Source organism: Streptomyces sp. NPDC002324, assembly GCF_053593335.1.
Genome location: NZ_JBSFCF010000001.1, coordinates 512,655 through 539,141 on the forward strand (window position 1 = coordinate 512,655; position 26,487 = coordinate 539,141).

Below are 26,487 nucleotides of genomic sequence, written 5' to 3' on the forward strand. Positions count from 1 at the left end.
ACGTCGCCACGCTGGCCGGGACGCTGTACGCGCGCGTGGGCATCGCGCTCGGGCCGGACGTTCTCCTGGTGGGACTGCCCGCGTCGGACGCGCGGGTCGTGGACACCGGGCCGTCGGCGGCCGTGGTGGGGCTCGCCGTGTTCGTGGGGTGGCGTCACCGGGCGTACGTCACGGCGGGGGCGGTCGTGGTGGCGATGGTCGTCGAGGTGCTGGTGAAGGAGAACCTCGCGGGCAAGGAGCATCTGGCGGCGATCGCGGCCGTGCTGGTGGTGTGCGGGGTCGTGGCCGCGCGTCAGCGGCGCTCCGGCCGGTCGGCCGACTCCGGCGGGCCGGTGCGCCCGGTCGGGTCCGACGGGCCGGCCGGGAGCGCGGGGCGGGCCGCGGACTCCGGTTCCGGTGCCGCGTCCGGGGTACCGCCGATCCAGTCCTGAAGCCGGCGGCTGGGGCCCGTCCAGCGGCGGTCGTGGCGGTAGGCGCGCTTCCAGGAGCGGGCGCGGGCGCGCGGGCGGCGGCGGTAGAAGCGGCGGGCCCAGGCGGAGGTGGGGCGGGCCAGACGGACGGCCCCGACGACGGCGACGAACGGGATGATCACCCCGAAGATCGCGGTGCGGGCCTTGCCCTTGGCGAGGGCGATCAGGGCGACGAGGAAGTTCGTCCCCATGGTGAGCAAGACAGCTCCCCGGTCCTGCAGTTCCTCCTCGTCGAGGTCGTTGACGCCGAAGGGGAGGAAGCCGACGAGCAGCAGGCCCACCAGAGCGGCCGTCAGGACGACCACCTCGACGCTCTGACGGCCCTCCTCGCTCCAGTACACGTCGTCCAGGTGCAGGATCAGCGCGAACTCGTCCAGCACCAGCCCCACCCCCATGCCGAACAGCACGGCGGAGATCAGCGCGCCGAAGCCGTGCCCGTCGCCCGCGACCGAGCCGAAGCCGCCGACGACGGTGAGGACGATGCCGGGGACGACGTGGTGGATGTGCACCCCGCCGCTGCCGCTGATGTTGCGGAAGGGGCCCTTGCCCGCGCGGATCAGGCGGGTGATGACCCGGGTGATCAGGAAGGTCAGGACGAACGCGGTGAGCGCGAGAAGCAGGGGCAGTTTGCCCGGCTCGATGATGTTCCGCTCCCACCAGTGACCCATATGCGAACTTTATCCACGACTGCTCCCGGCCGCCCCCGACCGCTCCCGACCGCCCCTGGCCGCCACCGACCGCCACCGGCCGCCGCCGAGGCCGTCGGCTGCGCCGGGTAGCCTGCGCCGGTGTCCACGACCCCCGAGTCCTCCGTCCCGCCCCGCCCCGCGCTCCTCGACGGCCCGCGTTTCGCGTTCGGCACCCTGACCGTGCTGCCGGTGAGCGTGCGCCGCTGGGACCGGGAGGCCGCGCGCGCCGGGATGCTGTGCGCACCGGTCGCCGGCCTGGTCGTCGGCCTGGGCGCGGCCGCGCTCGGCGCTCTCCTGCTGCTCCTCGGCTCCGGTCCGCTGCTCGCCGCCGTGGCCTCCGTCGCCGTACCGGCCGTCCTCACCCGGGGTCTCCACCTGGACGGGCTCGCCGACACCGCCGACGGGCTCGGCAGCGGCAAGCCCGCCGAGGACGCCCTGCGGATCATGAAGCAGTCGGACATCGGGCCGTTCGGGGTGGTCACTCTCGTCCTGGTGCTGCTGGCCCAGGTCGCCGCGCTCACCGAGGCGTACGGCGAGTCCTGGGCGCTGGGCGCGCTCGCGACGGCCGTCTCGGCGACCGCCGCGCGGCTGGCGCTGACCCTGGCGGCGCGCGTCGGCGTGGCCCCGGCCCGGCCGGAGGGGCTCGGGGCGGCGGTGGCGGGGGTGGTGCCGGTTCGGTCCGCGCTGCTCACGGCCGCCCTGGTCGGATGCGCGGCGGCGGGCGCGGGGGCCCTCCTCGGGCCGTACGACCTGGGCCGTGCGGTGCTGGCGGTCGTCGTCGCCTGTGGTGCCGCCGAGCTTCTGCTCCGCCACTGCGTACGGCGGTTCGGCGGGGTCACCGGTGATGTCTTCGGGGGCTTGGCGGAGACAGCGGCGACCGCGGCCCTCGTCGTGTTCACGCTGGGGTGATCCCCGAGGGGACCTCCAGGAGGACCTCCGGGAGTATCTACGGGGCGCGGACCGGGGTGGTCGGGGTCAGCAGGCCTTCCGCCATGCCCCCAGTTCCCATTTCTTCAGCAGTGAGCTGAGCTTCAGGCGCCGGGCCTCGGGGCAGAAGTCGCCCGTCTCCCTCTCGTACTCGACGTGGAAGACGGCCTTGCCGGCCTCGATGAACGGGGTCAGGTCGTCGCATTCCTCGAACTGGGCGCACTGTTCGTTGACGGCGAAGTCGAAGTCGTCCACGAGTTCCGGTATCTGGTCGAGGTCGTTCTTCAGGCCGACCGCGAGGCCCCGTTCGTGGGCCAGACGGGCGATGAGACGGTTGTAGCGGAGCTGGTCGGCGGCCTTGAGGGGGAAGCCCGTCTGGTTGCGGTAGCCGTCCATGTTGTCGGGCTCCACCGCGTCGAAGCCCTTCTCCGCGCACATGTCGATACGGGCGGCCATCAGGGGTTCGAGGACGTCGGTCTCACGGATGTCGAGCCAGCGCTCGCCCTCCCAGCCGTTGCCCTCGCCCATGACCGCGTCCGGGAACGCCTCGGCGTCCGGGCGCCAGTCCTCCCAGGCGCCGGTCGACAGGTAGCAGATGACCTTGCGGCCGTCGTCGTGCAGCTCTGCGACCGTGTCGGCGGAGTTGTCGAAGCCGTCGATGTCGTACACGGGGACGTCGACGGAGGTGTCCAGGCGCCCGCTGAGCTGCCACTGCCACTGGGTGCCGGGCTGCGGCCGCCAGTGGGCGTCCGTCTCCTCCCCCGTGGTGCACCCCGCCGCCAACAGGAGCGGGATCAGGGACAGCAGGGCACGGCGGGCGGGGACGCGGCTCATCGGGTGGGCTCCAGGGCGGGCGGCAACGTACCCCAGGGATGATCCCCCACGCCGGGTACGGCGCGGTGCGCGAAGGCGCCCGGGTGGCACACCCACGCGCCCGGTCCGCCGCTGCCGCCGGGCCTGGGGTCGGGCGGCTGTCGCCGGGCCCGGGGTCGGGCGGCTGTCGCCGGGCCCGGGGTCGGGCGGCTGTCGCCGGGCCCGGGGTCGGGCGGCTGTCGCCGGCAGGTCTCCCCACAGTTCCTCGCCCAGGGCGGAGGGGTTGCGGCGGCCGTGGCGTTCGCGGGGGTGGTCGTCCGACATGCCGTCCGGCTCCAACAGGGCCGCGCTCTCGTCCGGAGGGACGGCCGCGAGCCACGAACTCCCTTTGCAGGTGGGCCGGTTCGTCGATGGGGTCGGGCCGGACCCCTCCGCCGAGAAGATCCCGCACCGCCGGACCGGAGCACCGGGCCGTAGGGAATTCAGTGGAAGTGATGCACACCGATGAGCTGATCACTCACCGGCGGGACGAGTGCGGCTCGGGTCATGGCATACGGGACACGAGAACCGCCATGAAGCCACATAGGGTGAACGCCCGCAGGAGTGAGCGAAAGCGGTGGCCGACGCTACGCGCGGAGACCGTCGGTACCGTGCACGAAGACCAGGGAACGGCCACGTCCGCGCGGCGATAAGGGATCCCCCTATGCCTGAGAGATGGGGATCTCCCTGCACGCCCGCAGCGGAAAGTCGGGGAGGCTGGTCGCAGCGGACACCGCACGGACGGCGGGAACGCAACCGGCCCACGCCCCAGGTCCGATGGGCCGAACAAGGGCCTAGGCTCGTTCTCGGCACGTCGACCCATCCGTTCGGCCACCGAAACTCAATCGGAAGCGAGATTTCACCACCGTGACTGCTCTCACTCTCAGCACCGCCGCCGCGCCCGGCCTCCGCGCCGACGCGATCGTGGTCGGTGTCGCGAAGGGCTCTGCATCTCGGCCTGGGGGCCTGGTCGTAGCGCCGGGCGCCGAAGCCGTGGACAAGGCCTACGACGGCAAGCTCGCCGGCCTTCTGGAGACCCTCGGCGCCTCGGGCGCGGAGGGCGAGGTGACGAAGCTGCCCGCGCCGTCCGGCTTCAAGGCTCCGCTCGTGCTGGCGGTGGGCCTGGGCGCGGTGCCCGAGAAGGACGCCTCGTTCGGCGCGGAGGCGCTGCGCCGCGCGGCCGGTGCCGCCGCCCGTGCCCTGTCCGGTACGAAGAAGGCCGCGTTCGCGCTGCCCGTCGGGGACGCCGACACCGTGGCCGCCGTCGCCGAGGGCGCGCTGCTCGGCGCGTACTCCTTCGACGCCTACAAGGGCAACGCCAAGGACCCGAAGGCCAAGAACGGCAAGGCGCCGCTCGCCGATGTCGTCCTGCTCGGCGCGAAGCCGCGCGACAAGGCCCACAAGGCGGCCGCCGAGCGTGCCATCGCGGTGACCGAGGAGCTGAACCGCGCCCGCGACCTCATCAACACCCCGCCGAACGACCTGGACCCCGAGGCCTTCGCCGCCGTCGCGCAGACCGCGGCCAAGGAGCACGGCATCAAGGTGACCGTCCTCGACGAGAAGGCGCTCGCCAAGGGCGGCTACGGCGGCATCCTCGGCGTCGGCGCGGGCTCCGCGGCCACGCCCCGGCTGGTGCAGCTGTCGTACACCCACTCCAAGGCGAAGAAGCACCTGGCGTTCGTCGGCAAGGGCATCACGTACGACTCGGGCGGCATCTCGCTCAAGCCCGCCGGGCACAACGAGACGATGAAGTGCGACATGAGCGGTGCCGCCGCCGTGTTCGCCGCTGTCGTCGCCGCCGCCCGGCTCAAGCTGGAGGTCGACGTCACGGGCTGGCTCGCCCTGGCCGAGAACATGCCCTCCGGCTCCGCCACCCGCCCGGGTGACGTGCTGCGCATGTACAGCGGCAAGACGGTGGAGGTGCTCAACACCGACGCCGAGGGCCGGCTGGTGCTGGCCGACGCGCTCGCCAAGGCGTCCGAGGACAAGCCGGACGCGATCGTCGACGTGGCGACGCTGACCGGCGCGATGATGCTGGCGCTGGGCAACCGGACCTTCGGGATCATGGCCAACGACGACGCGTTCCGCTCCGCGGTGCACGAGGCCGCCGAGGAGTCCGGGGAGCCGGCGTGGCCGATGCCGCTGCCGGACCACCTGCGCAAGGGGATGGACTCCCCGACCGCCGACATCGCGAACATGGGTGAGCGCTACGGCGGCGGGCTCGTCGCCGGGCTGTTCCTGAAGGAGTTCGTGGGCGAGGGGATCACCTGGGCGCACCTGGACATCGCGGGACCGGCGTTCAACGAGGGCGGGCCCTTCGGGTACACGCCCAAGGGCGGTACCGGGACCGCCGTCAGGACACTGGTGCGGCTCGCCGAGCGGGCCGCCTCCGGCGACCTGGGCTGATGTCCGCCTAGCGGCTCGGTCCGGTCGGTTCTACGGCGGGTGCGGGGGCGTGGGGGCTGGTCGCGCAGTTCCCCACGCCCCTGAAGGGCGCGCTGTCCCGCTCCCTCCTTCTCAGGTGAGCGTGTGGTGTCTCACACCCCGGCCCGGCGTCTCGTTCGCCCTCGACAAGTGCGAAGATGGGGCTCGGCAGGACAGGGCCCCCACCACAGGGCCGAAGAAGAGCGGCCGGACACCAGCCGCCGCGCGGTCGAGGACGACCGACGTACGGCGCACATGCATGGAGGACGTGACGTGGCGAACGACGCCAGCACCGTTTTCGACCTAGTGATCCTCGGCGGTGGTAGCGGTGGTTACGCCGCGGCCCTGCGCGGGGCCCAGCTGGGCCTGGACGTCGCCCTGATCGAGAAGGACAAGGTCGGCGGCACCTGCCTGCACCGGGGATGCATCCCCACGAAGGCCCTGCTCCACGCGGGCGAGATCGCCGACCAGGCCCGCGAGAGCGAGCAGTTCGGTGTGAAGGCCACCTTCGAGGGCATCGACGTGCCCGCCGTGCACAAGTACAAGGACGGGGTGATCTCCGGCCTGTACAAGGGTCTGCAGGGGCTCATCGCCTCCCGCAAGGTCACCTACATCGAGGGTGAGGGCCGTCTGTCCTCCCCGACCTCCGTCGATGTCAACGGCCAGCGCGTCCAGGGCCGTCACGTCCTGCTGGCGACCGGCTCCGTGCCGAAGTCGCTGCCGGGCCTGGAGATCGACGGCAACCGCATCATCTCCTCGGACCACGCCCTCGTCCTGGACCGGGTCCCGAAGTCGGCGATCGTCCTCGGCGGCGGTGTCATCGGCGTCGAGTTCGCCTCCGCCTGGAAGTCCTTCGGCACCGACATCACCATCATCGAGGGCCTCAAGCACCTCGCCCCGCTCGAGGACGAGAACTCCTCCAAGCTTCTTGAGCGCGCCTTCCGCAAGCGCGGCATCAAGTTCAACCTGGGCACCTTCTTCTCGAAGGCCGAGTACACCCAGGACGGTGTCAAGGTCACCCTCGCCGACGGCAAGGAGTTCGAGGCCGAGCTGCTCCTGGTGGCCGTCGGCCGGGGGCCCGTCTCCGCCGGTCTCGGCTACGAGGAGCAGGGCGTCGCCATGGACCGCGGCTACGTCCTGGTCGACGAGTACATGCGGACGAACGTCCCGACCATCTCCGCCGTCGGTGACCTGGTCCCGACGCTCCAGCTCGCGCACGTCGGCTTCGCCGAGGGCATTCTGGTGGCGGAGCGTCTGGCCGGCCTGAAGGCCGTTCCGATCGACTACGACGGTGTCCCGCGGGTGACGTACTGCCACCCCGAGGTCGCCTCCGTCGGTATCACCGAGGCCAAGGCCAAGGAGATCTACGGCGCGGACAAGGTCGTCGCTCTGAAGTACAACCTCGCGGGCAACGGCAAGAGCAAGATCCTCAACACCTCGGGCGAGATCAAGCTCGTCCAGGTCAAGGACGGTGCCGTGGTCGGCGTCCACATGGTCGGCGACCGCATGGGCGAGCAGGTCGGCGAGGCCCAGCTGATCTACAACTGGGAAGCGCTGCCCTCCGAGGTCGCCCAGCTCATCCACGCCCACCCGACGCAGAACGAGGCGCTCGGCGAGGCCCACCTGGCCCTCGCGGGCAAGCCGCTGCACTCGCACGACTGACCCTCGGTCGACGAAGCGACGATCCAGACTTCCGCAATCGTTAAGGAGCAACAGAAACCATGGCGGTTTCCGTAACCCTTCCGGCGCTCGGCGAGAGCGTCACCGAGGGCACCGTCACCCGCTGGCTCAAGGCCGAGGGTGAGCGCGTAGAGGCCGACGAGCCGCTGCTCGAGGTCTCGACCGACAAGGTCGACACCGAGATCCCCTCCCCCGCCGCCGGCATCCTGGCGTCCATCAAGGTCGCCGAGGACGAGACGGTCGAGGTCGGCGCCGAGCTGGCCCTGATCGACGACGGCTCGGGCGCGCCCGCCGCCGCCCCGGCCCCCGCCGCCGAGGAGGCTCCGGCTCCGGCCCCCGAGCCCGCCGCGGCCGCGCCCTCCACCGAGCAGGAGGCCCCCGCACCGGCCCCGACCGCCGAGGCGGCCACCGGTGCCGGCTCCGCCGAGGGCACCGACGTGGTCCTCCCGGCGCTCGGCGAGTCCGTCACCGAGGGCACCGTCACCCGCTGGCTCAAGGAGGTCGGCGACTCCGTCGAGGCCGACGAGCCGCTGCTGGAGGTCTCCACGGACAAGGTCGACACCGAGATCCCGGCGCCCACCTCCGGTGTGCTGCTGGAGATCACGGTCGCCGAGGACGAGACGGCGGAGGTCGGCGCCAAGCTGGCCGTCATCGGCGCTCCCGGTGCCGCCCCGGCCGCCGCTCCGGCTCCGGCCGCCCCGGCTCCGGCGCCCGCCGCCGCTGCCCCGGCGCCCGCCGCCCCGGCCGCTCCGGCTCCGGCCGCTCCCGCCGCTCCGGCTCCGGCGCCCGCCGCCGAGGCTCCGGCCGCCGCACCCGCTCCGGCCGCCGCACCCGCTCCGGCCGCCCCGGCTCCGGCCGCTGCCGCCCCTGCCGCGACTGCCGGAGGCTCTGCCGCCGCCAAGGCGACCGACGAGGGCGCCTACGTCACCCCGCTGGTGCGCAAGCTCGCCGCCGAGAACGGTGTCGACCTGGGCTCCGTCAAGGGCACCGGCGTCGGCGGCCGTATCCGCAAGCAGGACGTCGTCGCCGCCGCCGAGGCCGCGAAGGCCGCTGCCGCCGCTCCGGCTCCCGCCGCTGCCGCACCGGCCGCCGCCGCCCCCAAGAAGGCGCCGTCCCTGGAGGCGTCTCCCCTCCGTGGCCAGACCATCAAGATGCCGCGCATCCGCAAGGTCATCGGCGACAACATGGTCAAGGCGCTGCACGAGCAGGCGCAGCTGTCCTCGGTCGTCGAGGTCGACGTCACCCGTCTGATGCGGCTGCGCGCCCGGGCCAAGGACTCGTTCGCGGCCCGCGAGGGCGTGAAGCTGTCCCCGATGCCGTTCTTCGTCAAGGCCGCGGCTCAGGCGCTGAAGGCGCACGCGCCCATCAACGCCCGGATCAACGAGGGCGAGGGCACGATCACCTACTTCGACGCCGAGAACATCGGTATCGCGGTGGACTCCGAGAAGGGCCTGATGACCCCGGTCATCAAGGGCGCCGGTGACCTCAACATCGCCGGTATCGCCAAGGCCACCGCCGACCTGGCGGGCAAGGTGCGGGCGAACAAGATCACGCCGGACGAGCTGTCCGGTGCGACGTTCACCATCTCCAACACCGGTTCGCGCGGCGCGCTCTTCGACACGATCATCGTGCCGCCGAACCAGGTCGCGATCCTCGGCATCGGCGCCACGGTCAAGCGCCCCGCCGTGATCGAGACGGAGGAGGGCGCGGTCATCGGCGTCCGCGACATGACGTACCTGACCCTCTCCTACGACCACCGTCTGGTCGACGGCGCCGACGCGGCCCGTTACCTAACGGCCGTCAAGGCGATCCTGGAAGCGGGCGAGTTCGAGGTCGAGCTCGGACTGTGAGCCTCTGAGCAGGGGCTTCTGAGCAGAGGCCGCTGATCGCGGGACGACGGTGCCCCGTCCGGACTTCTCCGGGCGGGGCACCGGTGCGTGCGCGCTCCGCCGCGGGTGTGCGGGGGACCGCCGCCGAGCCTGGCCGGTACGGGTCTTTACAAACCGGCCGCCCATGGGAGCGTGTAAGTCTCGTCTCACCTGCGCGAAAGGACCCCCGTGCGCCTCTCCACCGGAGGGCCGCGGCTCTATTGTCTAGAGGTCAACGCCCCTGGGGCTCGTCCCCCGCCGGTCCCCCGCCGAAGGAGCCCGCATGACCACCGCGCCCGTCGTCCACTCGCTGCGCGAACAGATCCGCGAGCACATCGTGGAAGGCATCGTGAGCGGGCGGTGGAAGCCGGGTGAGCGGATCGTGGAGCGGCGGATCGCGACGGAGCTGGAGGTCAGCCAGACTCCCGTGCGGGAGGCGCTGCGTGAGCTGGAGTCGCTGCGGTTGATCGAATCCGCGCCGAACAAGGGCGTACGGGTGCGGAATCTGACCGCGGCCGATCTGGAGGAGAGCTACCCGGTACGGGCGGGGCTGGAGGCGATCGCCGCGGAGCTGGCGGCGGAGCGGCTGGCGGAGGACTGCTCGGCGCTGGAGCCGCATGTGGCCGCGCTGTACGAGGCGGACCGCAACGCCGACGGGACGTCCCAGGTGCGGCACACGGTGGCGTTCCACCGGGAGCTGGTGCGGGCGGCGGGGAACTCGGTGCTGCTGCACACGTGGGAGGGGCTGGGGATCGAGGTCTTCACCGCGCTCTCGATCCGCTGGCTGGGTACGGTCCAGCAGTCCTACGCGGAGGAGCACGAGGAGCTGGTCGCGGCGTTCCGGCGACGCGACCCCCGGATCGCCGACCTGGTCAAGTCCCACGTCCTGGGCTGCGCCCCGCACACGGACGACGAGCCGGCGTAGACGTCTCGGCCACGGGTCAGGTGGGGGTCGCTCGCGCAGTTCTCCGCGCCCGGGGGTCGCTCGCGCAGTTCTCAGCGCCCCTCAAAAGCAGGGGCTTCGGCCACAGTCCGGTGGGGGCTGATCGCGCAGTTCCTCGCGCCCCTGAGAAGCCGGGGCTGCGGCCCGTACTTTTCGGGCCGCAGGGTCGTCGTATGCCAGGCTCGCGGGGGCAGGGCTGAGCTCTTCAGGCCTGCGGGGCCTGGGTTTTCAGGGGCGCGGGGAACTGCGCGAGAAGCCCCACCGGCCGCACCCGCCGACGCACCCCGCACCCCCTCCCCCTGAGCGCACCCCCGCTCAAACGCCGCCCCACCTGCACAAACCCCGACCCGCCACGGCACCCGGTGTCTCCGCCGAGGGCACCCCGTGCCGACTTTCTCGTGATCAAGATATTTTGCCCGGAACCCTTTGATCGATCATCGATCAGCGGGTTACAGTCGCCGACGGGCTTCCACCGAAGCCCACCGCCCTGTCCTGCCAAAGACCAAGGGCAACCCCCGAACCCTTACCGATGAGGGAACCCCCTTCGACTGAGGAAGGCGGCGCAATGACCGACTCCCACGCCATCCAGCCGAGCGCGCTCGACCAGCTCCCCGACCGGGACCCGGAGGAGACCGCCGAATGGCAGGCCTCGCTGGACGCCGTCACCAAGGCGGCCGGGCCGCACCGCGCGGCGTACCTGATGCGCCGCACCCTGGAGCGTGCGGAGGGCAACGGCATCGCGCTGCCCAAGCTGCTCGAGACGGACTACGTCAACACCATCCCCACCGCCGCCGAGCCGGGCATCCCCGGTGACGAGGCGATGGAACGCCGTATCACCGCCTGGAACCGCTGGAACGCGGCCGCGATGGTCACCCGCGGCGCCAAGTACGGCGTCGGCGGCCACATCGCCACCTTCGCCTCCGCGGCCTGGCTCTACGAGACCGGCTTCAACCACTTCTTCAAGGGCAAGGAGCGGGACGGCTCCGGCGACCAGCTCTACATCCAGGGCCACGCCTCCCCCGGCATCTACGCCCGCGCCTTCCTCGACGGCCGCCTGAACGAGTCCCACCTGGACAACTTCCGCCGTGAGGCAGGGGGCGAGGGCCTGCCGTCGTACCCGCACCCCCGCCGCCTGCCCTGGCTGTGGGAGTTCCCGACGGTGAGCATGGGCCTCGGCCCCCTCTCCGCCATCTACCAGGCGCGCTTCAACCGCTACCTCACCAGCCGTGGCATCAAGGACGTCTCCGACTCCCACGTCTGGGCGTTCCTCGGCGACGGCGAGATGGACGAGCCGGAGTCGACGGCCGCACTCGGGCTGGCGAGCCGCGAGGGACTCGACAACCTCACCTTCGTCATCAACTGCAACCTGCAGCGCCTCGACGGCCCGGTCCGCGCCAACTTCAAGATCGTGCAGGAGCTGGAGGCCCAGTTCCGCGGCGCCGGCTGGAACGTCGTGAAGACGCTCTGGGGTTCCGCCTGGGACGAGCTGTTCCAGCTCGACACGACCGGCGCGCTCCTGCGCCGGCTGCGCGAGGTACCCGACGCGCAGGTGCAGACGTACCAGACCCGTGACGCCGCCTACATCCGCCAGGACTTCTTCGGCAAGGACCCCGCGCTCGTCGAGATGGCGAAGCTGCTGAGCGACGACAAGATCCTGGAGTGCTTCCACCTCTCGCGCGGTGGTCACGAGGCCCGCAAGGTGTACGCCGCCTACAAGGCCGCCGTCGAGTTCAAGGGTGCGCCGACCGTCATCCTGGCCCAGACCGTCAAGGGCTTCACCCTCGGCGAGGGCTTCGCGTCGAAGAACGCCAACCACCAGATGAAGAAGCTGTCGACGGACGAGTTCAAGCAGATGCGTGATCTGCTCGAACTGCCCATCAAGGACAGCGACTTCGTCGACGGGGTCGTGCCCTACGGCCACCCCGGCGCAGACTCCGCCGAGGTCCGCTATCTCCAGGAGCGCCGCGCCGCGCTCGGCGGCCCCGCCCCGGCCCGCCGTACGCACGCGCTGGCCCCGCTGCCGGCCGCCGCCGACAAGACGTTCGCCGCCTTCGACAAGGGCTCCGGCTCGCAGAACGTGGCGACGACCATGGCCTTCGTCCGTCTGGTCAAGGACCTGGTCCGCGACAAGCAGACCGGCCGCCGCTGGGTGCCGATCGTCCCCGACGAGGCGCGCACCTTCGGCATGGAGTCGCTGTTCCCGTCCCTCGGGATCTACTCCCCCAAGGGCCAGACGTACGAGCCGGTCGACCGCGACCAGCTGATGTACTACAAGGAGGCCAAGGACGGCCAGATCCTCAACGAGGGGATCACCGAGGCCGGTTCCATGGCGGACTTCATCGCCGCGTCCACCGCGTACTCCACGCACGGCGAGGCGATGATCCCCTTCTACATCTTCTACTCGATGTTCGGCTGGCAGCGCACGGCCGACCAGATGTGGCAGCTCGGCGACCAGCTCGGCCGCGGCTTCCTCGTCGGCGCGACGGCCGGCCGTACGACCCTGACGGGTGAGGGCCTGCAGCACGCCGACGGCCACTCGCCGGTCATCGCGGCGACGAACCCGGCGGCACTGACGTACGACCCGGCGTTCGCGTACGAGGTCGCGGCGATCGTCAAGGACGGTCTGCGCCGGATGTACGGCGAGGCCGCGCCGGGCGAGGACCCGAACGTCTTCTACTACCTGACCGTCTACAACGAGCCGCTGCCGCAGCCCGCCAAGCCGGGCGTCGCCGGGGTGGACGAGGGCATCGTCAAGGGCCTGTACCGCTTCAACACGGCCGAGTCGGCGGGGCTGTCCCCGGTGGCGAACGCCCCGCGCGTCCAGCTGCTCGGCTCCGGTACGGCGATCCACTGGGTCCTGGAGGCGCAGAAGCTCCTCGCCGAGGAGTGGGGTGTCGCGGCGGACGTCTGGTCCGCGACCTCGTGGAGCGAGCTGCGGCGGGACGCGCTGGAGGCGGATGCCGCGCTGCTGCGCGGGGAGGAGCGGACGCCGTTCGTCCGGCAGGCGTTGCAGGGTGCGGAGGGGCCGGTGCTGGCCGTCTCCGACTACATGCGCCAGGTTCCGGACCAGATCGCGCAGTGGGTCGAGCAGGACTACTCGTCGCTCGGTGCGGACGGGTTCGGGCTGTCGGACACCCGGGAGGCCGCCCGCCGTCACTTCGGTGTGGACGCGCAGTCCGTGGTCGTCGCCGCCCTCGCGCAACTCGCCCGTCGTGGTGAGGTCCAGGCGACGGCGGTGAAGGAGGCTCGGGAGCGGTACGGGCTGTGACACCGGCGGGGCGGTGGGGGCGTTTTCCTCGCCCCCGCCGCCCCTACCCATCCCTCCCCCCAGGGGTCGCGCCCCTTCGACCCCCGTCGGCCGGCCCGGTGGGGCTGATCGGGCGGTTCCCCGCGCCCCCCACGCACCCGGCATCATGAAGGCATGCGTGCTGCTCGGCTGATCAAGATGGTGCTGCTTCTCCAGTCCCGGCCCTCCATGACCGCCGCCGAACTGGCCCGTGAACTGGAGGTGTCCGAGCGGACCGTCACCCGGGACGCCCAGGCGCTGTCGGAGGCGGGGGTGCCGGTGTACGCGGACCGGGGGCGGGCCGGGGGGTACCGGCTGATCGGCGGGTACCGCACACGGCTCACGGGCCTGGCCCGCGGTGAGGCCGAGGCGTTGTTCCTCAGCGGTGTGCCGGGGGCGCTGCGGGAGATGGGGCTGGAGGACGCGGCCTCGGCGGCCCGGCTGAAGGTCTCGGCCGCCCTGCTGCCCTCCCTCCGCGATGCCTCCCGTACGGCGTCCCAGCGGTTCCACCTCGACGCGCCGAGCTGGTTCCAGGAGCCGAAGACCCCTGAGCTGCTGCCCGCCGTGGCGGACGCCGTGTGGGACGACCGCGGGATCGTCGCGCGCTATCGCAGGGGTGACACCGAGGTCGAGCGCGCGCTGGAACCGTACGGTCTCGTCCTCAAGGCCGGTGTCTGGTACCTGTGCGCCCATGTCCCCCTCACCGGCGGCGGCACCGGATCCTTCCGGACCTATCGCATCGACCGTTTCCTCTCCGTCGAGGACGGCGGCGAGCGCTTCGCCCGCGACGAGGAGTTCGACCTGCCGGCCTACTGGGACGCGCAGGCGGAGCGGTTCGCCCGGTCGATCCTGCACGCCGAGGTCGTCGTGCGGCTCTCGGCGGAGGGCGTGCGCAGACTGCCGTACGTCGTGGATCCCGTCTCGGCCCGGGACGCGCTGACGGCGGCCGGGACGCCGGACGAACACGGCCGGACGACCCTCACGCTCCGGGTCGAGTCGGAGGAGGTGGCGCACACGCAGCTCACGGCGCTGGGGGCGGAGGCCGAGGTGCTGGCGCCCGCGGGCCTGCGGGAGCGCTTCGCGGGCGACGCGCGCCGGCTCGCCGGGCTGTACGCGACCCCGTGAGGCCGCGCGGACATCGTGGCGGACACAACATTCCGCCGTTCTCCGCGTGCGTCGCACCCGCCCAGGCACGATGCTGGACCCGTGATGGACGAGACGGAGTTCTGGGAGCTGGTGGACGCGGCCCGCGAGGATGCCGAGGGCGATCCCGAGGACCAGGCCGACCTGCTCGTGGAACGGCTCGGCCGGCTGGACCCGGAGGCGGTGCTGGACTTCGCCCGGCACTTCGAGTCCCGCTACAACCGCGCCTACACCTGGGACCTTTGGGGCGCCGCGTGGGTGCTGCTCGACGGTGCCAGTGACGACGCGTTCGACTTCTTCCGGTGCTGGCTGATCGGTCAGGGCCGGGAGGTCTTCGAGGGCGCGGTCCACGACCCCGACTCGCTCGCCGGTCTGCTGGACGACTTCGACGACGAGATCGACGGGGACGGCGAGGAGCTGGGCTACGCCGCGGACGAGGCGTACGAGCAGCTCACCGGTGTGGTCGCCCCGGACCTCGGCATCCCGCCCCCGCCGGGCGAACCGGAGGGCACCCCGCTCGACTTCGAGGACGAGACGGCGCTCGCGGAGCGCTGCCCGAAGCTCTGGGAGCGTTTCCGGGGCGAGGGCTGAGCCGGGCCGGTTCCGGCGGGGCGGGGTGTCTCAGGCGCGCGAGCCGCGGCCCGGCGTGCGCGGCAGGTAGGCGTACTGCTCGGTGGTGTACGGCTGGGCGTGGTGGCGTCGTTCCTGCCCCGGGGCGGGGTGCCCGGGGGCGTGGGCCCCGTGCAGGGGCGCGGCGTTGGCGCGGTCCAGCGCGGACGCGGTGACGGCGGACGGGCCGAGCACGACGACGGCGGTCGCGCAGGCCACCGTCCAGGGGCTCCGCAGGGCCGAGGACCAGGACCTCCGCCGGTCGCGGGACGCGTCGTTCGTCGTACGGCTGCCGAGCATCTTCCCCACCACTTTCCCCATCTCCGGTCGGCGTGACACCACGAAGGTAGGGCACGGATCTTGGAGCGGTCTGTGAGGCCCCGGCACGCTGTCTGTGAACCCGTTGAGATCCGGGTCAACGCCGGCCCTGGAGGCGGGCCGCCAGCTCCCTGATCGCGGGCAGGCGTTCCGCGAGGGCCGCGCCCGGGCAGCTGGTCATGTAGCCGTCGCTGTGGCCCGCGAGGGTGGGCAGCAGGACGGTGGTGCCGGAGGCGTAGCGGCTGAGGCTGTTGCTGGAGGTGAGCCGGACGCTGCCGCGCGGGTCGGTGTCGGAGAGGCCGAGTTTCCAGGCGGCGAGGGCGGCGATCGCGTCGGTCATGGCCTGCGGGACCGGGACGCCGGCGGTGAAGGTGCCGAGGGCGGCGATGCCGGTGGTGCGGTGGTTGAAGCCCTGGGTGTGAGCGCCGGTGACGGCACGGTCGATGCCGCCCGCGCGGCCCTCGTAGATGGTGCCGCAGCGGTCGACGAGGAAGTTGTAGCCGATGTCGTCCCAGTCCTTGGCACCGGTCTGGCCCGCGTAGAGGTAACGGATGATGCGGGGCGCGTCGGCGCAGTCGTAGCCGTTGGGCGAGTCCGTGTGGTGGATGAAGACGGCGGCGACCTCGTCGTCGTAGCGGGCGGGTGGCTGGCTGGGCGCGTCCTTCTCCAGCCAGCGGGTCCTCGGCACGATGGGCGGCCGGGGCGCCTGGTGCGGCAGCGCGGGCCGGGCCGCGGCGGGCCGGCCCGGCCGCTGCCCCGTACGGTCCACGCCGAACACCAGCATGACCAGCGCGAGGACGGCCGCCAGGCCGGGCAGGGAGGCCAGCAGCAGCAGGAGCACCCGCCGGGGCGGATCCGCACGCTCCCACGCCAGGCGCACGCGGTCACGCGACCGGCGCAGGTGCCGCCGTATCCGCGCCCCCCGTGGCCTCCGGAACACACGCATGTCCCCAGAGTCACCCGGATGCGCCCCCGCCGCGATGTGGGGTGGGCCACCCGGTGGAAGCGGAAGGAACCAACGCCGTGGTCCGGGGCGTTTTCACTGTTCCAGAGCGGATGTGGCGCGGTGGTGGCCGGTTCGCGCGGACCGGCGGGGTGCCGCGGGGGCGCAGCTGATCACTGCGGCCGCCGCGCGCGTACTACAGGGTCCCTAGAGAGAGGCGGCTGGAGTGGACGTGCTCGACATCCTGCTGATGCTGGTGATCCTGGCCTACGCGGCGTCGGGTTACCGTCGCGGCCTGGTGGCGGGATGTGTGTCCCTCGCCGGTTTCGTGGGCGGTGCGGCGACCGGCGTCTGGGTGCTGCCCTGGATGATGGAGCTGGTGGAGGCGGGCACGCCCACGGCGACGGTCACGGCGGTGCTGACCGTCCTGGTGCCGGGGGTGATCGGGCACGAGCTGGCGGGCAGGCTGGCGCTGCGGCTGCGCCGGGAGATCGACCGCAGCCCGCTGCGGGTGGCCGACGGCATCGGCGGGGCGGCGGCCAACACCCTCGCCGTGCTCATCGTGGCGTGGGTGGCCGCGAGCGTTCTCGGGGCGTCCTCGTCGGCGGTGGTGACCAACTCGATCCGGAACTCCGCGCTGCTGGGCGCCGTGCAGAACACCATGCCGGACACCACCCCGGCCTGGTTCTCGGACGCCACGTCCGCGCTCACCGAGGCGGGCTTCCCGCAGGTCTTCAACCCGTTCGAGAACGAGGCGACGGCCGAGGTCGCCAAGCCCTCCGGCGACAGCGTCACCGCGGCCGCGACCGGCGCCGCCAAGCGGAGCACGGTGAAGATCGAGGGCGTCGCGGGCACCCAGGGCCGCGAGGGCAGCGGTTTCGTGTTCGCCGGCGAGCATGTGATGACCAACGCCCATGTGGTGGCGGGCATCGACGACCCGAGCGTGCGCGTGGGCGGCGTGGGCAGGGCGTACGAGGCGAAGGTCGTGCTCTTCGACTCCGACAAGGACGTGGCGGTCCTGTACGTCCCGGGGCTCAAGGCCCCGCTGCTGCGCTTCGACGACAGCGCCGAGCGCGGGGACGCGGCGGTCGTGGCCGGTTATCCGGAGGACGGCGGCCTGGACCTCCAGGCGGCCACGGTCGCCAGCCGGATCGACGCGACCGGCCGGAACATCTACAACACCGACTCGGTGACCCGCGACATCTACTCCATCCGCTCCACCGTCCGCCCCGGCAACTCCGGCGGCCCCCTCCTCACCACCGACGGCCGGGTCTTCGGCGTCGTCTTCGCCCGCTCCACCTCGGACGCCGAGACGGGGTACGTCCTCACGGTGGACGAGGTCCTCCCGGACGCGAAGCGCGCGGCGAACGCGACGACCCCGGTGGACACGGGTGACCTGGTGACCTCGTGACGCGGTGACCTCGTGACGCGGTGACCCGGCGGCCCCGTGACCCGCCGGCCGCTGGGGGAAGGGGTCGGTGGTGGGCGGTCGGGTCAGAGCCGACGGCCCATCAGTACGTCGTCCACGTACGCCCCGTCGAGCAGGAACTCCTCCGGCAGGATCCCCTCCACCACGAAGCCCTCGGACTCGTAGAGCCTCCTGGCCGCGGTGTTGTGGCCGAGGACCCGCAGGGTCAGCCGGCGGGCGCCGCGGCGGCGCGCCTCGTCCTGGACGGCGCGCAGCAGCGCCCGTGCGACGCCCGCCCCGCGCGCCCGGTCGGCGACGGCGAGGCCCTGGATCTGACGGACGTGCGTGTGACAGGCGAGGCCGGAGGGCAGGGCGAGGCGGACGTACCCGACGACGGTGCCGTCGAGTTCGGCGACCAGGTGGTCCCGGGGGCCGTAGCGCTCGTTGAAGAACGGCGCGTACGGCTGGGTGGGGCGTTCCTGGACGGAGTGCAGCGTGGACCAGGTGTCGCGGTCGAGTCGGCCGAGCGTGTCCTCGTCCTCCGAGGTGGCGAGGCGTATGTGCGGTGCGGGCATGGCGGCCACTGTACGGCGGCCGGACCGGCGAATCGTCGGCCGGATCGTGCACCCCGGACCCGCCGTCCCGCCGTGCGGCGGGCAGGATGGAGACATGACCGTTGAATCGCCCGTTCCGCCCGGTTCTCGTATCGCGATCGCCGGTGCGTCCGGCCTGATCGGTTCCGCGCTGGCCCGCTCGCTCACCGAGGACGGTCACGAGGTGCTCCGGCTCGTGCGGCGGGCGCCCCGGGCGCCGGGTGAGGTGCGCTGGGACCCGGAGGCGGGGCGGGTCGACACGGCCGGCCTCGCGGGGTGCGCGGCCGTCGTCAACCTCGCCGGCGCGGGGGTCGCCTCCCGCCGCTGGACGGACGCGTACAAGGCGACGATCCGCAGGAGCCGGGTGCTCGGCACCAGGACGCTCGCCGAGGCCGCCGCCTCCCTCGACACCCCACCGAACGTGCTGGTCAACGGCAGCGCCATCGGCTTCTACGGCTTCACGGGCGACCGGGTCGTGGACGAGTCGGCGGAGCCGGGCTCGGAGTTCCTGTCCGGGCTGTGCGTGGAGTGGGAGGGGGCGACCGAGGCGGCGCGGGAGGCCGGGATCCGTACCGCGTTCGCCCGTACGGGGCTGGTGGTGGCCCGGGGCGGAGGCGCCTGGGGTCCGCTGTTCCCGCTGTTCAAGGCCGGGTTGGGCGGGCGGATGGGCGACGGCCGCCAGTACTGGAGCTTCATCTCCCTGCACGACGAGGTCGCGGCCCTGCGGCATCTGCTGTTCACGCCGTCGCTGTCGGGCCCGTTCAACCTGACCGCGCCGGCCCCGCGCACCAACCGTGAGATCACGGCGGCGATGGGCCGGGTACTGCGCCGGCCCACCCTGTTCACGGTGCCCGCGCCGGCGCTGCGGCTCGCGCTCGGCGAGGTGGCGGGCGATGTGCTCGGCAGTACGCGGGCCGTTCCGACGCGGTTGCTGGAGTCGGGGTTCACCTTCACGTATCCGGAGATCGACGACGCGATCCGAGCTGCGCTCGGCTGAGGGGGCGGGTTCGTGGTCGGTGTGGGTGTGATGTCGGGTGCGGGTCCGGTGGGACTTCTCGCGCGGTTCCCCGCGCCCCTGAACGACACAGGCCCCGCGGGCCTGAAAGCGGTGGCCGCGCGGTGCTGAAAGCGGTGGGCGCAGCCCCTGCTTTTCAGGGGCGCGGGGAACCGCGCGAGCGGCCCCCACCGGACCCGCACCCGACGACGACGTCCCCGCCCCCCGAATACCCGGCGCACGCGCACCCCGTCCATGCCCCCGTGCGAGGTCCCGCGCTCCTTCCCCGGAACCGGCGCCCGCCTTCACTCTCATGCCGAACTCAGGTATTTCAGAAGGATGTTGGGGGCATAACGTCCCCGCAGCCGCGCGACCTCGGGAGGGGCACGTGCTTGAGTCGGTGCACCAGTCGGCGTTCCCGGCGGACACGGAGTACGCCGAAGACACAGACGTCATCGTGGTAGGAGCCGGTGTGGCCGGCCTCGCCGCAGCCGGACATCTGACCAGGGCGGGGCTGAGGACCACCGTCCTGGAGGCCGCCCCCGCCGTCGGCGGCCGCATGTCCACCGAGAAGATCGACGGCTTCCGCCTGGACCGCACGACGCGGCTGCTCTCCACGTCGTACCCGGAACTGCGCCGTACGCCCGGCCTGGACCGGCTCCCCCTGCGCGCGTTCGCCCCCGGCGTCCTGCTGCACGCCGACGGCCGTCATCAACGCGCCGGCGCCGCCCCGGTCCTGCGGAGCGCGAGGGGCGCACTCACGGCCGCGCGCGCCCTGGCAAGCGCCCCCAGGCTCCCCCGGAACCAGGGCCGTTCCCCGGCCCGTTCCGCGGGCACGCGGCCCGGCCGGCTGGGCGCTCCCGCCGACCAGTCCCGGCTGGCCATGGCCCTGGCCCGGCTCGCCGCGACCGCGCCCGAGCGGCTCCTCGCCCGGGTGGAGGTACCGGCCGCCCAGGCACTGACGACCCGGGGGTTCCCGCCCCGGACGATCGACGGTTTCGTACGCCCCCTGCTGGCCGCGCTGCTCGCCGACCCGGCGCTGGAGACCTCCAGCCGCTGTGCCGACCTGGCGCTGCACACCTTCGCGACGGGTCGGCTGTGCATCCCGGAGGGCGGCGCCGACACGCTTCCGGAGCTGCTCGCGGCCGCGCTGCCGCCGGGCTCGGTCCGCACGGGCGTCCAGGTCACCGCGATCAGCACGACCTCGGTGACCACGGCCCACCACGGTGAACTCACCTGCCGTGCCGTCGTGCTGGCCACCGACGCCCGGTCCGCCGCCGATCTGCTGCCCGGGCTGCGGGTGCCGGGGTTCCACCCGGTGACGGTTCTGCACCACGCCACCGACGAGCCCCCGTTGACCGAACCGGCGCTGCTCCTCGACGCCGACCGCAGCGGGCCCGTCTCGCACACGGCGGTCGTCAGCCAGGTCGACCCGAGCCGGGCACCGGCGGGCCGCGCCCTGATCACCTCCACGGTGCTCGGCACTCCCCCGGACCCCGCGCACCTCGACGCCACGGTCCGCGCCCAACTGGCCCGTCTCTACCGGACGTCCACGACCCGCTGGGAACTCCTCGCCGCGCACCACGTCCCCGAGGCGGTCCCCGCGATGCCCGCGCCGCACGACCTGCGCCGTCCGGTGCGCCTCCTGGCGGGCCTCTACGTCTGCGGCGACCACCGCGACACCAGCACCGTCCAGGGCGCCCTGCACTCCGCCCGGCGGGCCGCACACGCCGTCCTGACCGACCTGGACGTCCGCCCGCTGCTCTCCGAGGAGCCGCTGGAGACGGCCGCGTGAGGCTCCCCGGGAGACGCCTCAGGGGCGCCCGGCGCTGTGCCGGGCGCCCCTGAGGCGGGTTACGGGTACTACGGGCCCACACCTACCCCAGCGCCGCCACCTTGTCCCGGTACCCCCGCACCGGGGCCGCGTCGCGGTAGGGCTCCAGGCGGCGTTCGAAGTCGCGGACGTACTCCACGGCCCGTACGGACCGCATCTCGGAGGCCTGGCCGGCGGCCTCCGCGCCCAACTGGCAGGCCTGGTCGAGCTCTCCGAGGCCCAGGCGGGCGGAGGCGAGGACGACGCGGCAGAAGAGGCGGCTGCGGGCGTAGGCGGGTGCCCGCAACTGCAGGGAGCGCTCGGCGTGCTGGGCGGCTGCCCGGTACTGCTGGAGGTCGCGGTGGCTGTGCCCGAACTCGTCGGCGAGCTGGGCCTCGTCGAAGAACCGCGCCCAGTACGGGACCTCGTCCCCGGGACGGGCCGTCTCCAGGGCGCGTTCGGCCCGGACCAGCGCGGCGGTGGAGGCCCGCACCTCGCCGAGCACCGCGTGCCCCCGCGCCTCGACGGAGTGCAGCAGCGACTGCACCACCGGCGGCACGGCCGACCCGACGCCCTGCTGGGCGACGCGCGCGAGCTGCACGGCCTCGCGCCCATGTCCCAGATAGACCGCCTGACGGCTCATCGTGACGAGCACGTACGCCCCGTACGCCCGGTCCCCCGCCGCCTGCGCCAGCCTGAGCGCCTGCACGAAGTACCGCTGCGCGAGTCCGTGGGCGCCGATGTCGTACGAGGTCCAGCCGGCCAGCCGGGTCAGGTCGGCGGCGGCCGCGAACAGCCGCCGGCCGACCTGCTCGCCGTAGGCGCCGCGCAGCATGGGCTCGGCCTCGTGCTCCAGGTAGCGCACGAGGGCCTGGCGGGCGTGACCGCCGCCGTACGCGTCATCGAGGGCGCGGAACAGCTCCCCCACCGAGCGGAGGGCGGCGATGTCCCCGCCGGTGACCTTCTGGCCGGGGCCGCGCTCGGTCTGGCTGCGCTGCCGGGGGACGACCGGACGGCCCTGCGGGGGGACCCGGGTCGCGCCCGGATCGCCCCGGCCCACCCGGTCGTCGGCGCGGCCGATCAGCCAGTCCCGGCTGGGGACGACCAGCCCGGCGGGTGTGAACGCGATCTTGCGGAGTTCGGCGTGGCTGCCGGAGTCCTTGCGCCACAGGCCGCCGACGATGTCGATGGCCTCCTCGGGGGTTGCGGCGAACTCCAGGCCCGCGTAGACGGGGGCGCAGGCGTCCAGGCCGAGGTCCTGGGCGGTGAGCCGACGGCCGAGGCGGCGGGTGAACACCTCGGCGATGAGTGCGGGTGTCGTCCCCCGGGGCTGCTGACCACGCAGCCAGCGGGTGACCGACGTCTTGTCGTATCTGAGGTCGAGGCCGTGTTCGAGACCGAGCTGGTCCACACGGCGCGCTAGTCCCGCGTTCGAGAACCCCGCTTCTGCGATGAGGGCGGCGAGCTGGCGGTTGGGGGTGCGCTGCGCGGGTCGTTCCGTCATCTGCGGTGCGGTCTCCTGCCTTCCGGGTGTCGGCGGGGTTTCCCGGATTGCCTGGTGAGAAGCCTTTTGCGGCCTTGTGAACGGCGCGAATGTAGCGGAGAGTAAGCGTCCGATCGCACACTTCCGCAACCATTCATCCGATCGTGTGAGGATTTACCGCACGGCTGACGTGGTCGGCCTCCGTCACGCGCCGGCTGGGCTCCTCGTACGCCCGGCGGCCGGGGCGTACGACGAGCGTCGGCCTCCGCCTCCGCGCCCCGCACGACGGTCTCCGGCACCGGCACCGAAGACCGCTCGAACACCGCCCGGCCGCGCGGTCGTACAGTGGCTTGGGCGCGTCACGCGCCTGACAGGGCTATCGCGGTGCCGCCGCCCGGTGGTACCGCCGAGGGAGGCGCTTGCCGTGAGTGGATTGCGGTTCGTCCGCATGGGGTTCGGCGCGGAGGCCGTCGAGTACCAGGAGGCGTGGGACGAACAGCGCCGGGTGCACGCGGCGCGCTTCGCCGACGAGGTCCCCGACACCGTGCTGCTCCTGGAGCACCCGCCGGTCTACACGGCCGGCCGGCGCACGGCCGACAACGAGCGTCCCCTCGACGGCACCCCCGTCATCGACGTCGACCGCGGCGGCAAGATCACCTGGCACGGTCCGGGGCAGCTGGTGGGCTACCCGATCCAGAAGCTTCCCCGGCCGGTGGACGTGGTGGCCCACGTACGGCGCCTGGAGGAGGCCCTGATCCGTACGTGCGCGGAGTTCGGGGTGGAGACGACCCGGGTCGAGGGCCGCAGCGGGGTGTGGGTGCTCGGCGATCCGGTCGAGCAGCGGCTCGGCGGGCTCTCGCTGGACCTCGACCCCCGGATGACCGACGACGAGTTCGATCCGCGGATGAACGGGCCGGAGTACGCGCCCTCCAACGCCGGGCAGCGGCGCGAGGACCGCAAGATCGCGGCGATCGGGATCCGGGTCGCGAAGGGGGTCACGATGCATGGCTTCGCGCTCAATGTGAACCCCGACAACAAGTGGTTCGACCGGATCATCCCGTGCGGGATCCGTGACGCGGGGGTCGCCTCCCTCGCGGGGGAACTGGGCCGGGACATCGGCATCGCGGAGGTTCTTCCCGTGGTCGAGCGGCATCTGCGGGGTGTGCTGGAGAACGCGGAGTTGCAGCCGCGGGTGGTTCTGCGCGAGGCGGTGTAGTCCAGGTGTAGTCCGCCTCGCGCAGAGGGGTGGTGCGCTGGGGTTCGCGGGCGGGCGCGGGCCCGGTGGGCTTCTCGCGCAGTTCCCCGCGCCCCTGAAGGTCCAGGCCGTGGCGGGCCTGGAAGCGGTGCCCGGCCCGTTGCCCCCGGCCGCCTGAGCCATGGCCTCGGGCCCGGAGCCCGCCGTCTCTCAGACCCGCAGGCGCGCCGCGCCCTAAGACAACAGACCCGCGTGCCCGAAAAGCACGGGGCGCAGCCCCTGCTTTTCAGGGGCGCGGGGACCGCGCGAGAAGCCCCACCGGGCTGGCAGCCGCAGGACGCACCCACACGCGGGGCCGGCGCGGGGAATGGCACCGCGAAGGTGAAGGTTGCCCACCCCGGAGAGCGAGAACCGTACGGGCGTACCCTGGGGGACGCCGAAGAATCGAAGCACAGGGAGCCGATGTGTCCGCAGTCGCACCCGACGGACGCAAGATGCTGCGCCTGGAGGTCCGGAACAGCCAGACCCCCATCGAGCGCAAGCCCGAGTGGATCAAGACCCGGGCGAAAATGGGCCCCGAGTACACGAAGATGCAGAGCCTCGTGAAGAGCGAGGGCCTGCACACGGTCTGCCAGGAGGCGGGCTGCCCCAACATCTACGAATGCTGGGAGGACCGCGAGGCCACGTTCCTCATCGGCGGCGACCAGTGCACCCGCCGCTGCGACTTCTGCCAGATCGACACCGGCAAGCCCGAGGCGCTGGACCGCGACGAGCCCCGCCGTGTCGGCGAGTCGGTGGTCACCATGGACCTGAACTACGCCACCATCACCGGCGTCGCCCGCGACGACCTGGAGGACGGCGGCGCCTGGCTGTACGCCGAGACGGTGCGCCAGATCCACCGGCAGACCGCCGAGCGTGAGAGCGGCCACACCAAGGTCGAGCTGCTCGCCCCCGACTTCAACGCCGTACCGGAGCTGCTCCAGCAGGTCTTCGAGTCCCGCCCCGAGGTCTTCGCGCACAACGTCGAGACGGTCCCGAGGATCTTCAAGCGCATCCGTCCCGGCTTCCGCTACGAGCGCTCCCTGAAGGTCATCACCGAGGCCCGCGACTACGGTCTGGTCACGAAGTCGAACCTGATCCTCGGCATGGGCGAGACCCGCGAAGAGGTCAGCGAGGCGCTGAAGCAGCTGCACGACGCCGGCTGCGAGCTGGTGACCATCACCCAGTACCTGCGGCCGAGCGTCCGCCACCACCCCGTGGAGCGCTGGGTCAAGCCGCAGGAGTTCGTCGAGCTGAAGCAGGAGGCCGACGAGATCGGCTTCTCCGGCGTGATGTCCGGCCCGCTGGTCCGCTCCTCGTACCGCGCCGGCCGCCTCTACCAGATGGCCGTCGAGAAGCGGGGTTCGTACATCGCCTCGCAGGCCGTCTGACCCCTCCACCAGCCCCTCCACCGACCGCTCCGCCAAATGGCACGCAGTGCCATCAGGTCGTGTGAATCCCAGCACAAGGGGCTACTCGCCAGTAATGGCCGATTGACCGCGGTCCTGACCGTCCTCGCAGATGAGGGCCCTGTCAGGGCCGCGTCGAGGTTTAAGGGCCGCCTATCAAGGCTTCACCCTCGTTTGACCGGTCGGTCATGCCCTGGTAACACCAATGAGTGACCCTGGTTTCACACCCGGTACAGGGTCCTAGCCAGAGCAGCCATCCCGAGGGGGGACCTCCCATGCAGGCCGCACCCGTCCGCGCCACACCGATCCCGTCGTTCACCGATGCACTGCGTGCCGTCGAGTCGCTTCTGCTGAGCAGCGGCCAGCGCACCGCCCGTCGCAACGCCTGGACCTCCGTGCTGGAGGACCGCCGCCGCGCCAAGGACCGTGTCGAGGCCGAGCGCGTCCTCGAGGCGGCCGTCTCCTCGCGCACCTCGTAACCAGTCCCTCCGCACGACCCCGCTCGCCGCACGACCCCGTCCGCAGCACGAGCGCAGGCACCGCCGCCGCCCGGCGCCGCTTCCCCGGCGCAGCCGCCGGATCCCGGTCCCCACCGGCACCGCCGTCGTCCTCACTTCCCCGGACACGTAGACTTCGTGCCATGGCGAGGAAGGAACCCGCAGCGGACGCTGCGAACCCCGGGCGACTCAAGCAGATCGCTCTGACGTACAAGATGACCCGCAGGGCCGACAAGAAGATCGGTCTTGTACTCGCGGCTGTCGGAATCATCACCTTCGGTGTCTTCCTCGCGATCGGTTTCTTGATCGGTCACCCCATCTATCTCGGCGTTCTGGGCCTCCTGCTCGCCTTCCTCGCGACGGCGATCGTCTTCGGACGGCGGGCCGAGCGTGCGGCGTTCGGGCAGATGGAGGGCCAGCCCGGCGCGGCGGCCGCGGTGCTCGACAACGTGGGCCGTGGCTGGACCACGACCCCCGCGGTGGCGATGAACCGCAGCCAGGACGTGGTGCACCGGGCCGTGGGCAAGGCCGGCATCGTCCTGGTCGCCGAGGGCAACCCGAACCGGGTCAAGAGCCTGCTGGCCGCCGAGAAGCGGAAGATGGCCCGCATCGTGGCGGACGTCCCGGTGCACGACCTGGTCGTGGGCACCGGCGAGGGCCGGACCGAGCTGAAGAAGCTCCGCACGACCATGCTCAAGCTGCCGCGCGTGCTCTCCGGCCCCCAGGTGACCGCCACCAACGACCGGCTGCGCGCGATGGGCGACCTGATGAGCAACATGCCGCTCCCCAAGGGTCCGATGCCCAAGGGCATGCGCATGCCGAGGGGCGGCCCGAAGGCCCGCTGACGAGGCCACCGACGAGGCACGTACGACGATGGGGGCGCCCGGATCACTCCGGGCGCCCC

Annotated in this window: 21 protein-coding genes; 15 read left to right on the forward strand and 6 right to left on the reverse strand. The window is 72.5% G+C overall.

The genetic code is table 11. From position 1 onward, the window contains the following. Window positions 1–292: 292 nt before the first annotated feature. On the reverse strand, window positions 293–1,138 hold the full coding sequence (locus ACWCRJ_RS02185; RefSeq protein ID WP_450937446.1) for a hypothetical protein: 846 nt from the start codon (window positions 1,136–1,138) through the stop codon (window positions 293–295). A gap of 120 nt (window positions 1,139–1,258) precedes the next feature. Here ACWCRJ_RS02185 and ACWCRJ_RS02190 point away from each other — a divergent pair, with 120 nt between their 5' ends. Beyond that, window positions 1,259–2,068, forward strand: a complete 810-nt coding sequence (locus ACWCRJ_RS02190; RefSeq protein ID WP_450937447.1) for an adenosylcobinamide-GDP ribazoletransferase — start codon at window positions 1,259–1,261, stop codon at window positions 2,066–2,068. 66 nt (window positions 2,069–2,134) lie between these two features. Here the strand turns inward: ACWCRJ_RS02190 and ACWCRJ_RS02195 are convergent, their stop codons facing one another. Then, window positions 2,135–2,920, reverse strand: a complete 786-nt coding sequence (locus ACWCRJ_RS02195; RefSeq protein WP_450937448.1) for an endo alpha-1,4 polygalactosaminidase — start codon at window positions 2,918–2,920, stop codon at window positions 2,135–2,137. 885 nt (window positions 2,921–3,805) lie between these two features. On the opposite strand from ACWCRJ_RS02195, the gene ACWCRJ_RS02200 reads away from it, so the two are divergent. From ACWCRJ_RS02200 to ACWCRJ_RS02230, 7 genes are all read left to right on the forward strand, one after another. Beyond that, window positions 3,806–5,344: a leucyl aminopeptidase gene (locus tag ACWCRJ_RS02200; protein WP_450937449.1), complete on the forward strand. Its 1,539-nt coding sequence runs from the start codon at window positions 3,806–3,808 to the stop codon at window positions 5,342–5,344. Between the two features lie 291 nt (window positions 5,345–5,635). Beyond that, entirely contained in the window at window positions 5,636–7,024 is a 1,389-nt protein-coding gene (gene lpdA, locus ACWCRJ_RS02205) for a dihydrolipoyl dehydrogenase (protein ID WP_450937450.1), read from the forward strand. A 59-nt stretch (window positions 7,025–7,083) separates the two neighbouring features. Then, a complete protein-coding gene (gene sucB, locus ACWCRJ_RS02210) occupies window positions 7,084–8,892 on the forward strand; it encodes a 2-oxoglutarate dehydrogenase, E2 component, dihydrolipoamide succinyltransferase (protein WP_450937451.1) in 1,809 nt (602 codons plus the stop codon). Window positions 8,893–9,193: 301 nt separating this feature from the next. Beyond that, complete coding sequence (locus ACWCRJ_RS02215; protein ID WP_005478380.1) at window positions 9,194–9,835, forward strand: GntR family transcriptional regulator; 642 nt, start codon at window positions 9,194–9,196, stop codon at window positions 9,833–9,835. A gap of 583 nt (window positions 9,836–10,418) precedes the next feature. Beyond that, window positions 10,419–13,121, forward strand: coding sequence for a pyruvate dehydrogenase (acetyl-transferring), homodimeric type (gene aceE / locus ACWCRJ_RS02220; RefSeq protein WP_450937452.1), 2,703 nt, complete (start codon window positions 10,419–10,421; stop codon window positions 13,119–13,121). Window positions 13,122–13,274: 153 nt separating this feature from the next. After that, window positions 13,275–14,264, forward strand: a complete 990-nt coding sequence (locus tag ACWCRJ_RS02225; protein WP_450937453.1) for a helix-turn-helix transcriptional regulator — start codon at window positions 13,275–13,277, stop codon at window positions 14,262–14,264. Between the two features lie 84 nt (window positions 14,265–14,348). Continuing rightward, the gene (locus tag ACWCRJ_RS02230; RefSeq protein WP_450937595.1) at window positions 14,349–14,873 is read left to right on the forward strand and encodes a DUF4240 domain-containing protein; all 525 of its coding nucleotides are present in this window, start codon (window positions 14,349–14,351) and stop codon (window positions 14,871–14,873) included. A 30-nt stretch (window positions 14,874–14,903) separates the two neighbouring features. Here ACWCRJ_RS02230 and ACWCRJ_RS02235 read toward each other — a convergent pair whose 3' ends face one another. Together ACWCRJ_RS02235 and ACWCRJ_RS02240 are read right to left on the reverse strand one after the other, a co-directional pair. Then, the gene (locus tag ACWCRJ_RS02235; RefSeq protein ID WP_450937596.1) at window positions 14,904–15,203 is read right to left on the reverse strand and encodes a hypothetical protein; all 300 of its coding nucleotides are present in this window, start codon (window positions 15,201–15,203) and stop codon (window positions 14,904–14,906) included. A 103-nt stretch (window positions 15,204–15,306) separates the two neighbouring features. Continuing rightward, window positions 15,307–16,050, reverse strand: a complete 744-nt coding sequence (locus tag ACWCRJ_RS02240) for a peptidoglycan recognition protein family protein (protein ID WP_046915554.1) — start codon at window positions 16,048–16,050, stop codon at window positions 15,307–15,309. A gap of 328 nt (window positions 16,051–16,378) precedes the next feature. On the opposite strand from ACWCRJ_RS02240, the gene ACWCRJ_RS02245 reads away from it, so the two are divergent. Continuing rightward, a complete protein-coding gene (locus tag ACWCRJ_RS02245) occupies window positions 16,379–17,563 on the forward strand; it encodes a MarP family serine protease (RefSeq protein WP_450937454.1) in 1,185 nt (394 codons plus the stop codon). Window positions 17,564–17,646: 83 nt separating this feature from the next. Here ACWCRJ_RS02245 and ACWCRJ_RS02250 read toward each other — a convergent pair whose 3' ends face one another. Then, window positions 17,647–18,135 (reverse strand): N-acetyltransferase family protein, encoded by a 489-nt coding sequence (locus tag ACWCRJ_RS02250; RefSeq protein ID WP_450937455.1) that lies wholly within the window; start codon window positions 18,133–18,135, stop codon window positions 17,647–17,649. A gap of 94 nt (window positions 18,136–18,229) precedes the next feature. On the opposite strand from ACWCRJ_RS02250, the gene ACWCRJ_RS02255 reads away from it, so the two are divergent. Both ACWCRJ_RS02255 and ACWCRJ_RS02260 read left to right on the forward strand, forming a co-directional pair. Beyond that, window positions 18,230–19,150, forward strand: a complete 921-nt coding sequence (locus tag ACWCRJ_RS02255) for a TIGR01777 family oxidoreductase (protein ID WP_450937456.1) — start codon at window positions 18,230–18,232, stop codon at window positions 19,148–19,150. Window positions 19,151–19,535: 385 nt separating this feature from the next. Further along, window positions 19,536–20,942: an NAD(P)/FAD-dependent oxidoreductase gene (locus ACWCRJ_RS02260; RefSeq protein ID WP_450937457.1), complete on the forward strand. Its 1,407-nt coding sequence runs from the start codon at window positions 19,536–19,538 to the stop codon at window positions 20,940–20,942. Window positions 20,943–21,024: 82 nt separating this feature from the next. Here the strand turns inward: ACWCRJ_RS02260 and ACWCRJ_RS02265 are convergent, their stop codons facing one another. Further along, entirely contained in the window at window positions 21,025–22,464 is a 1,440-nt protein-coding gene (locus ACWCRJ_RS02265; RefSeq protein WP_005478400.1) for a hypothetical protein, read from the reverse strand. 403 nt (window positions 22,465–22,867) lie between these two features. Between ACWCRJ_RS02265 and lipB the strand changes: the two genes are divergently transcribed. The 4 genes from lipB to ACWCRJ_RS02285 all read left to right on the forward strand — a co-directional run bounded on the left by lipB (window position 22,868) and on the right by ACWCRJ_RS02285 (window position 26,428). Further along, window positions 22,868–23,659 carry a lipoyl(octanoyl) transferase LipB gene (gene lipB / locus ACWCRJ_RS02270; RefSeq protein WP_450937458.1) on the forward strand — a complete coding sequence of 264 codons (792 nt, stop codon included), beginning with the start codon at window positions 22,868–22,870 and terminating at the stop codon, window positions 23,657–23,659. A 443-nt stretch (window positions 23,660–24,102) separates the two neighbouring features. After that, window positions 24,103–25,068 carry a lipoyl synthase gene (gene lipA, locus ACWCRJ_RS02275; protein ID WP_450937459.1) on the forward strand — a complete coding sequence of 322 codons (966 nt, stop codon included), beginning with the start codon at window positions 24,103–24,105 and terminating at the stop codon, window positions 25,066–25,068. Window positions 25,069–25,361: 293 nt separating this feature from the next. Further along, entirely contained in the window at window positions 25,362–25,565 is a 204-nt protein-coding gene (locus ACWCRJ_RS02280; RefSeq protein WP_005478404.1) for an SCO2195 family GlnR-regulated protein, read from the forward strand. A 161-nt stretch (window positions 25,566–25,726) separates the two neighbouring features. Then, window positions 25,727–26,428 carry a DUF4191 domain-containing protein gene (locus tag ACWCRJ_RS02285; RefSeq protein ID WP_450937460.1) on the forward strand — a complete coding sequence of 234 codons (702 nt, stop codon included), beginning with the start codon at window positions 25,727–25,729 and terminating at the stop codon, window positions 26,426–26,428. Window positions 26,429–26,487: the final 59 nt, after the last annotated feature.

What these genes read in the sequence shown, in the direction of transcription:
- ACWCRJ_RS02185 (WP_450937446.1), bottom strand. Translation starts at nt 1,138, where the DNA reads ATGGGTCACTGGTGGGAGCGGAACATCATCGAGCCGGGCAAACTGCCC.
- ACWCRJ_RS02195 (WP_450937448.1), bottom strand. Translation starts at nt 2,920, where the DNA reads ATGAGCCGCGTCCCCGCCCGCCGTGCCCTGCTGTCCCTGATCCCGCTC.
- sucB (WP_450937451.1), top strand. Translation starts at nt 7,084, where the DNA reads ATGGCGGTTTCCGTAACCCTTCCGGCGCTCGGCGAGAGCGTCACCGAG.
- ACWCRJ_RS02215 (WP_005478380.1), top strand. Translation starts at nt 9,194, where the DNA reads ATGACCACCGCGCCCGTCGTCCACTCGCTGCGCGAACAGATCCGCGAG.
- aceE (WP_450937452.1), top strand. Translation starts at nt 10,419, where the DNA reads ATGACCGACTCCCACGCCATCCAGCCGAGCGCGCTCGACCAGCTCCCC.
- ACWCRJ_RS02225 (WP_450937453.1), top strand. Translation starts at nt 13,275, where the DNA reads ATGCGTGCTGCTCGGCTGATCAAGATGGTGCTGCTTCTCCAGTCCCGG.
- ACWCRJ_RS02230 (WP_450937595.1), top strand. Translation starts at nt 14,349, where the DNA reads ATGGACGAGACGGAGTTCTGGGAGCTGGTGGACGCGGCCCGCGAGGAT.
- ACWCRJ_RS02250 (WP_450937455.1), bottom strand. Translation starts at nt 18,135, where the DNA reads ATGCCCGCACCGCACATACGCCTCGCCACCTCGGAGGACGAGGACACG.
- ACWCRJ_RS02255 (WP_450937456.1), top strand. Translation starts at nt 18,230, where the DNA reads ATGACCGTTGAATCGCCCGTTCCGCCCGGTTCTCGTATCGCGATCGCC.
- ACWCRJ_RS02265 (WP_005478400.1), bottom strand. Translation starts at nt 22,464, where the DNA reads ATGACGGAACGACCCGCGCAGCGCACCCCCAACCGCCAGCTCGCCGCC.
- ACWCRJ_RS02280 (WP_005478404.1), top strand. Translation starts at nt 25,362, where the DNA reads ATGCAGGCCGCACCCGTCCGCGCCACACCGATCCCGTCGTTCACCGAT.
- ACWCRJ_RS02285 (WP_450937460.1), top strand. Translation starts at nt 25,727, where the DNA reads ATGGCGAGGAAGGAACCCGCAGCGGACGCTGCGAACCCCGGGCGACTC.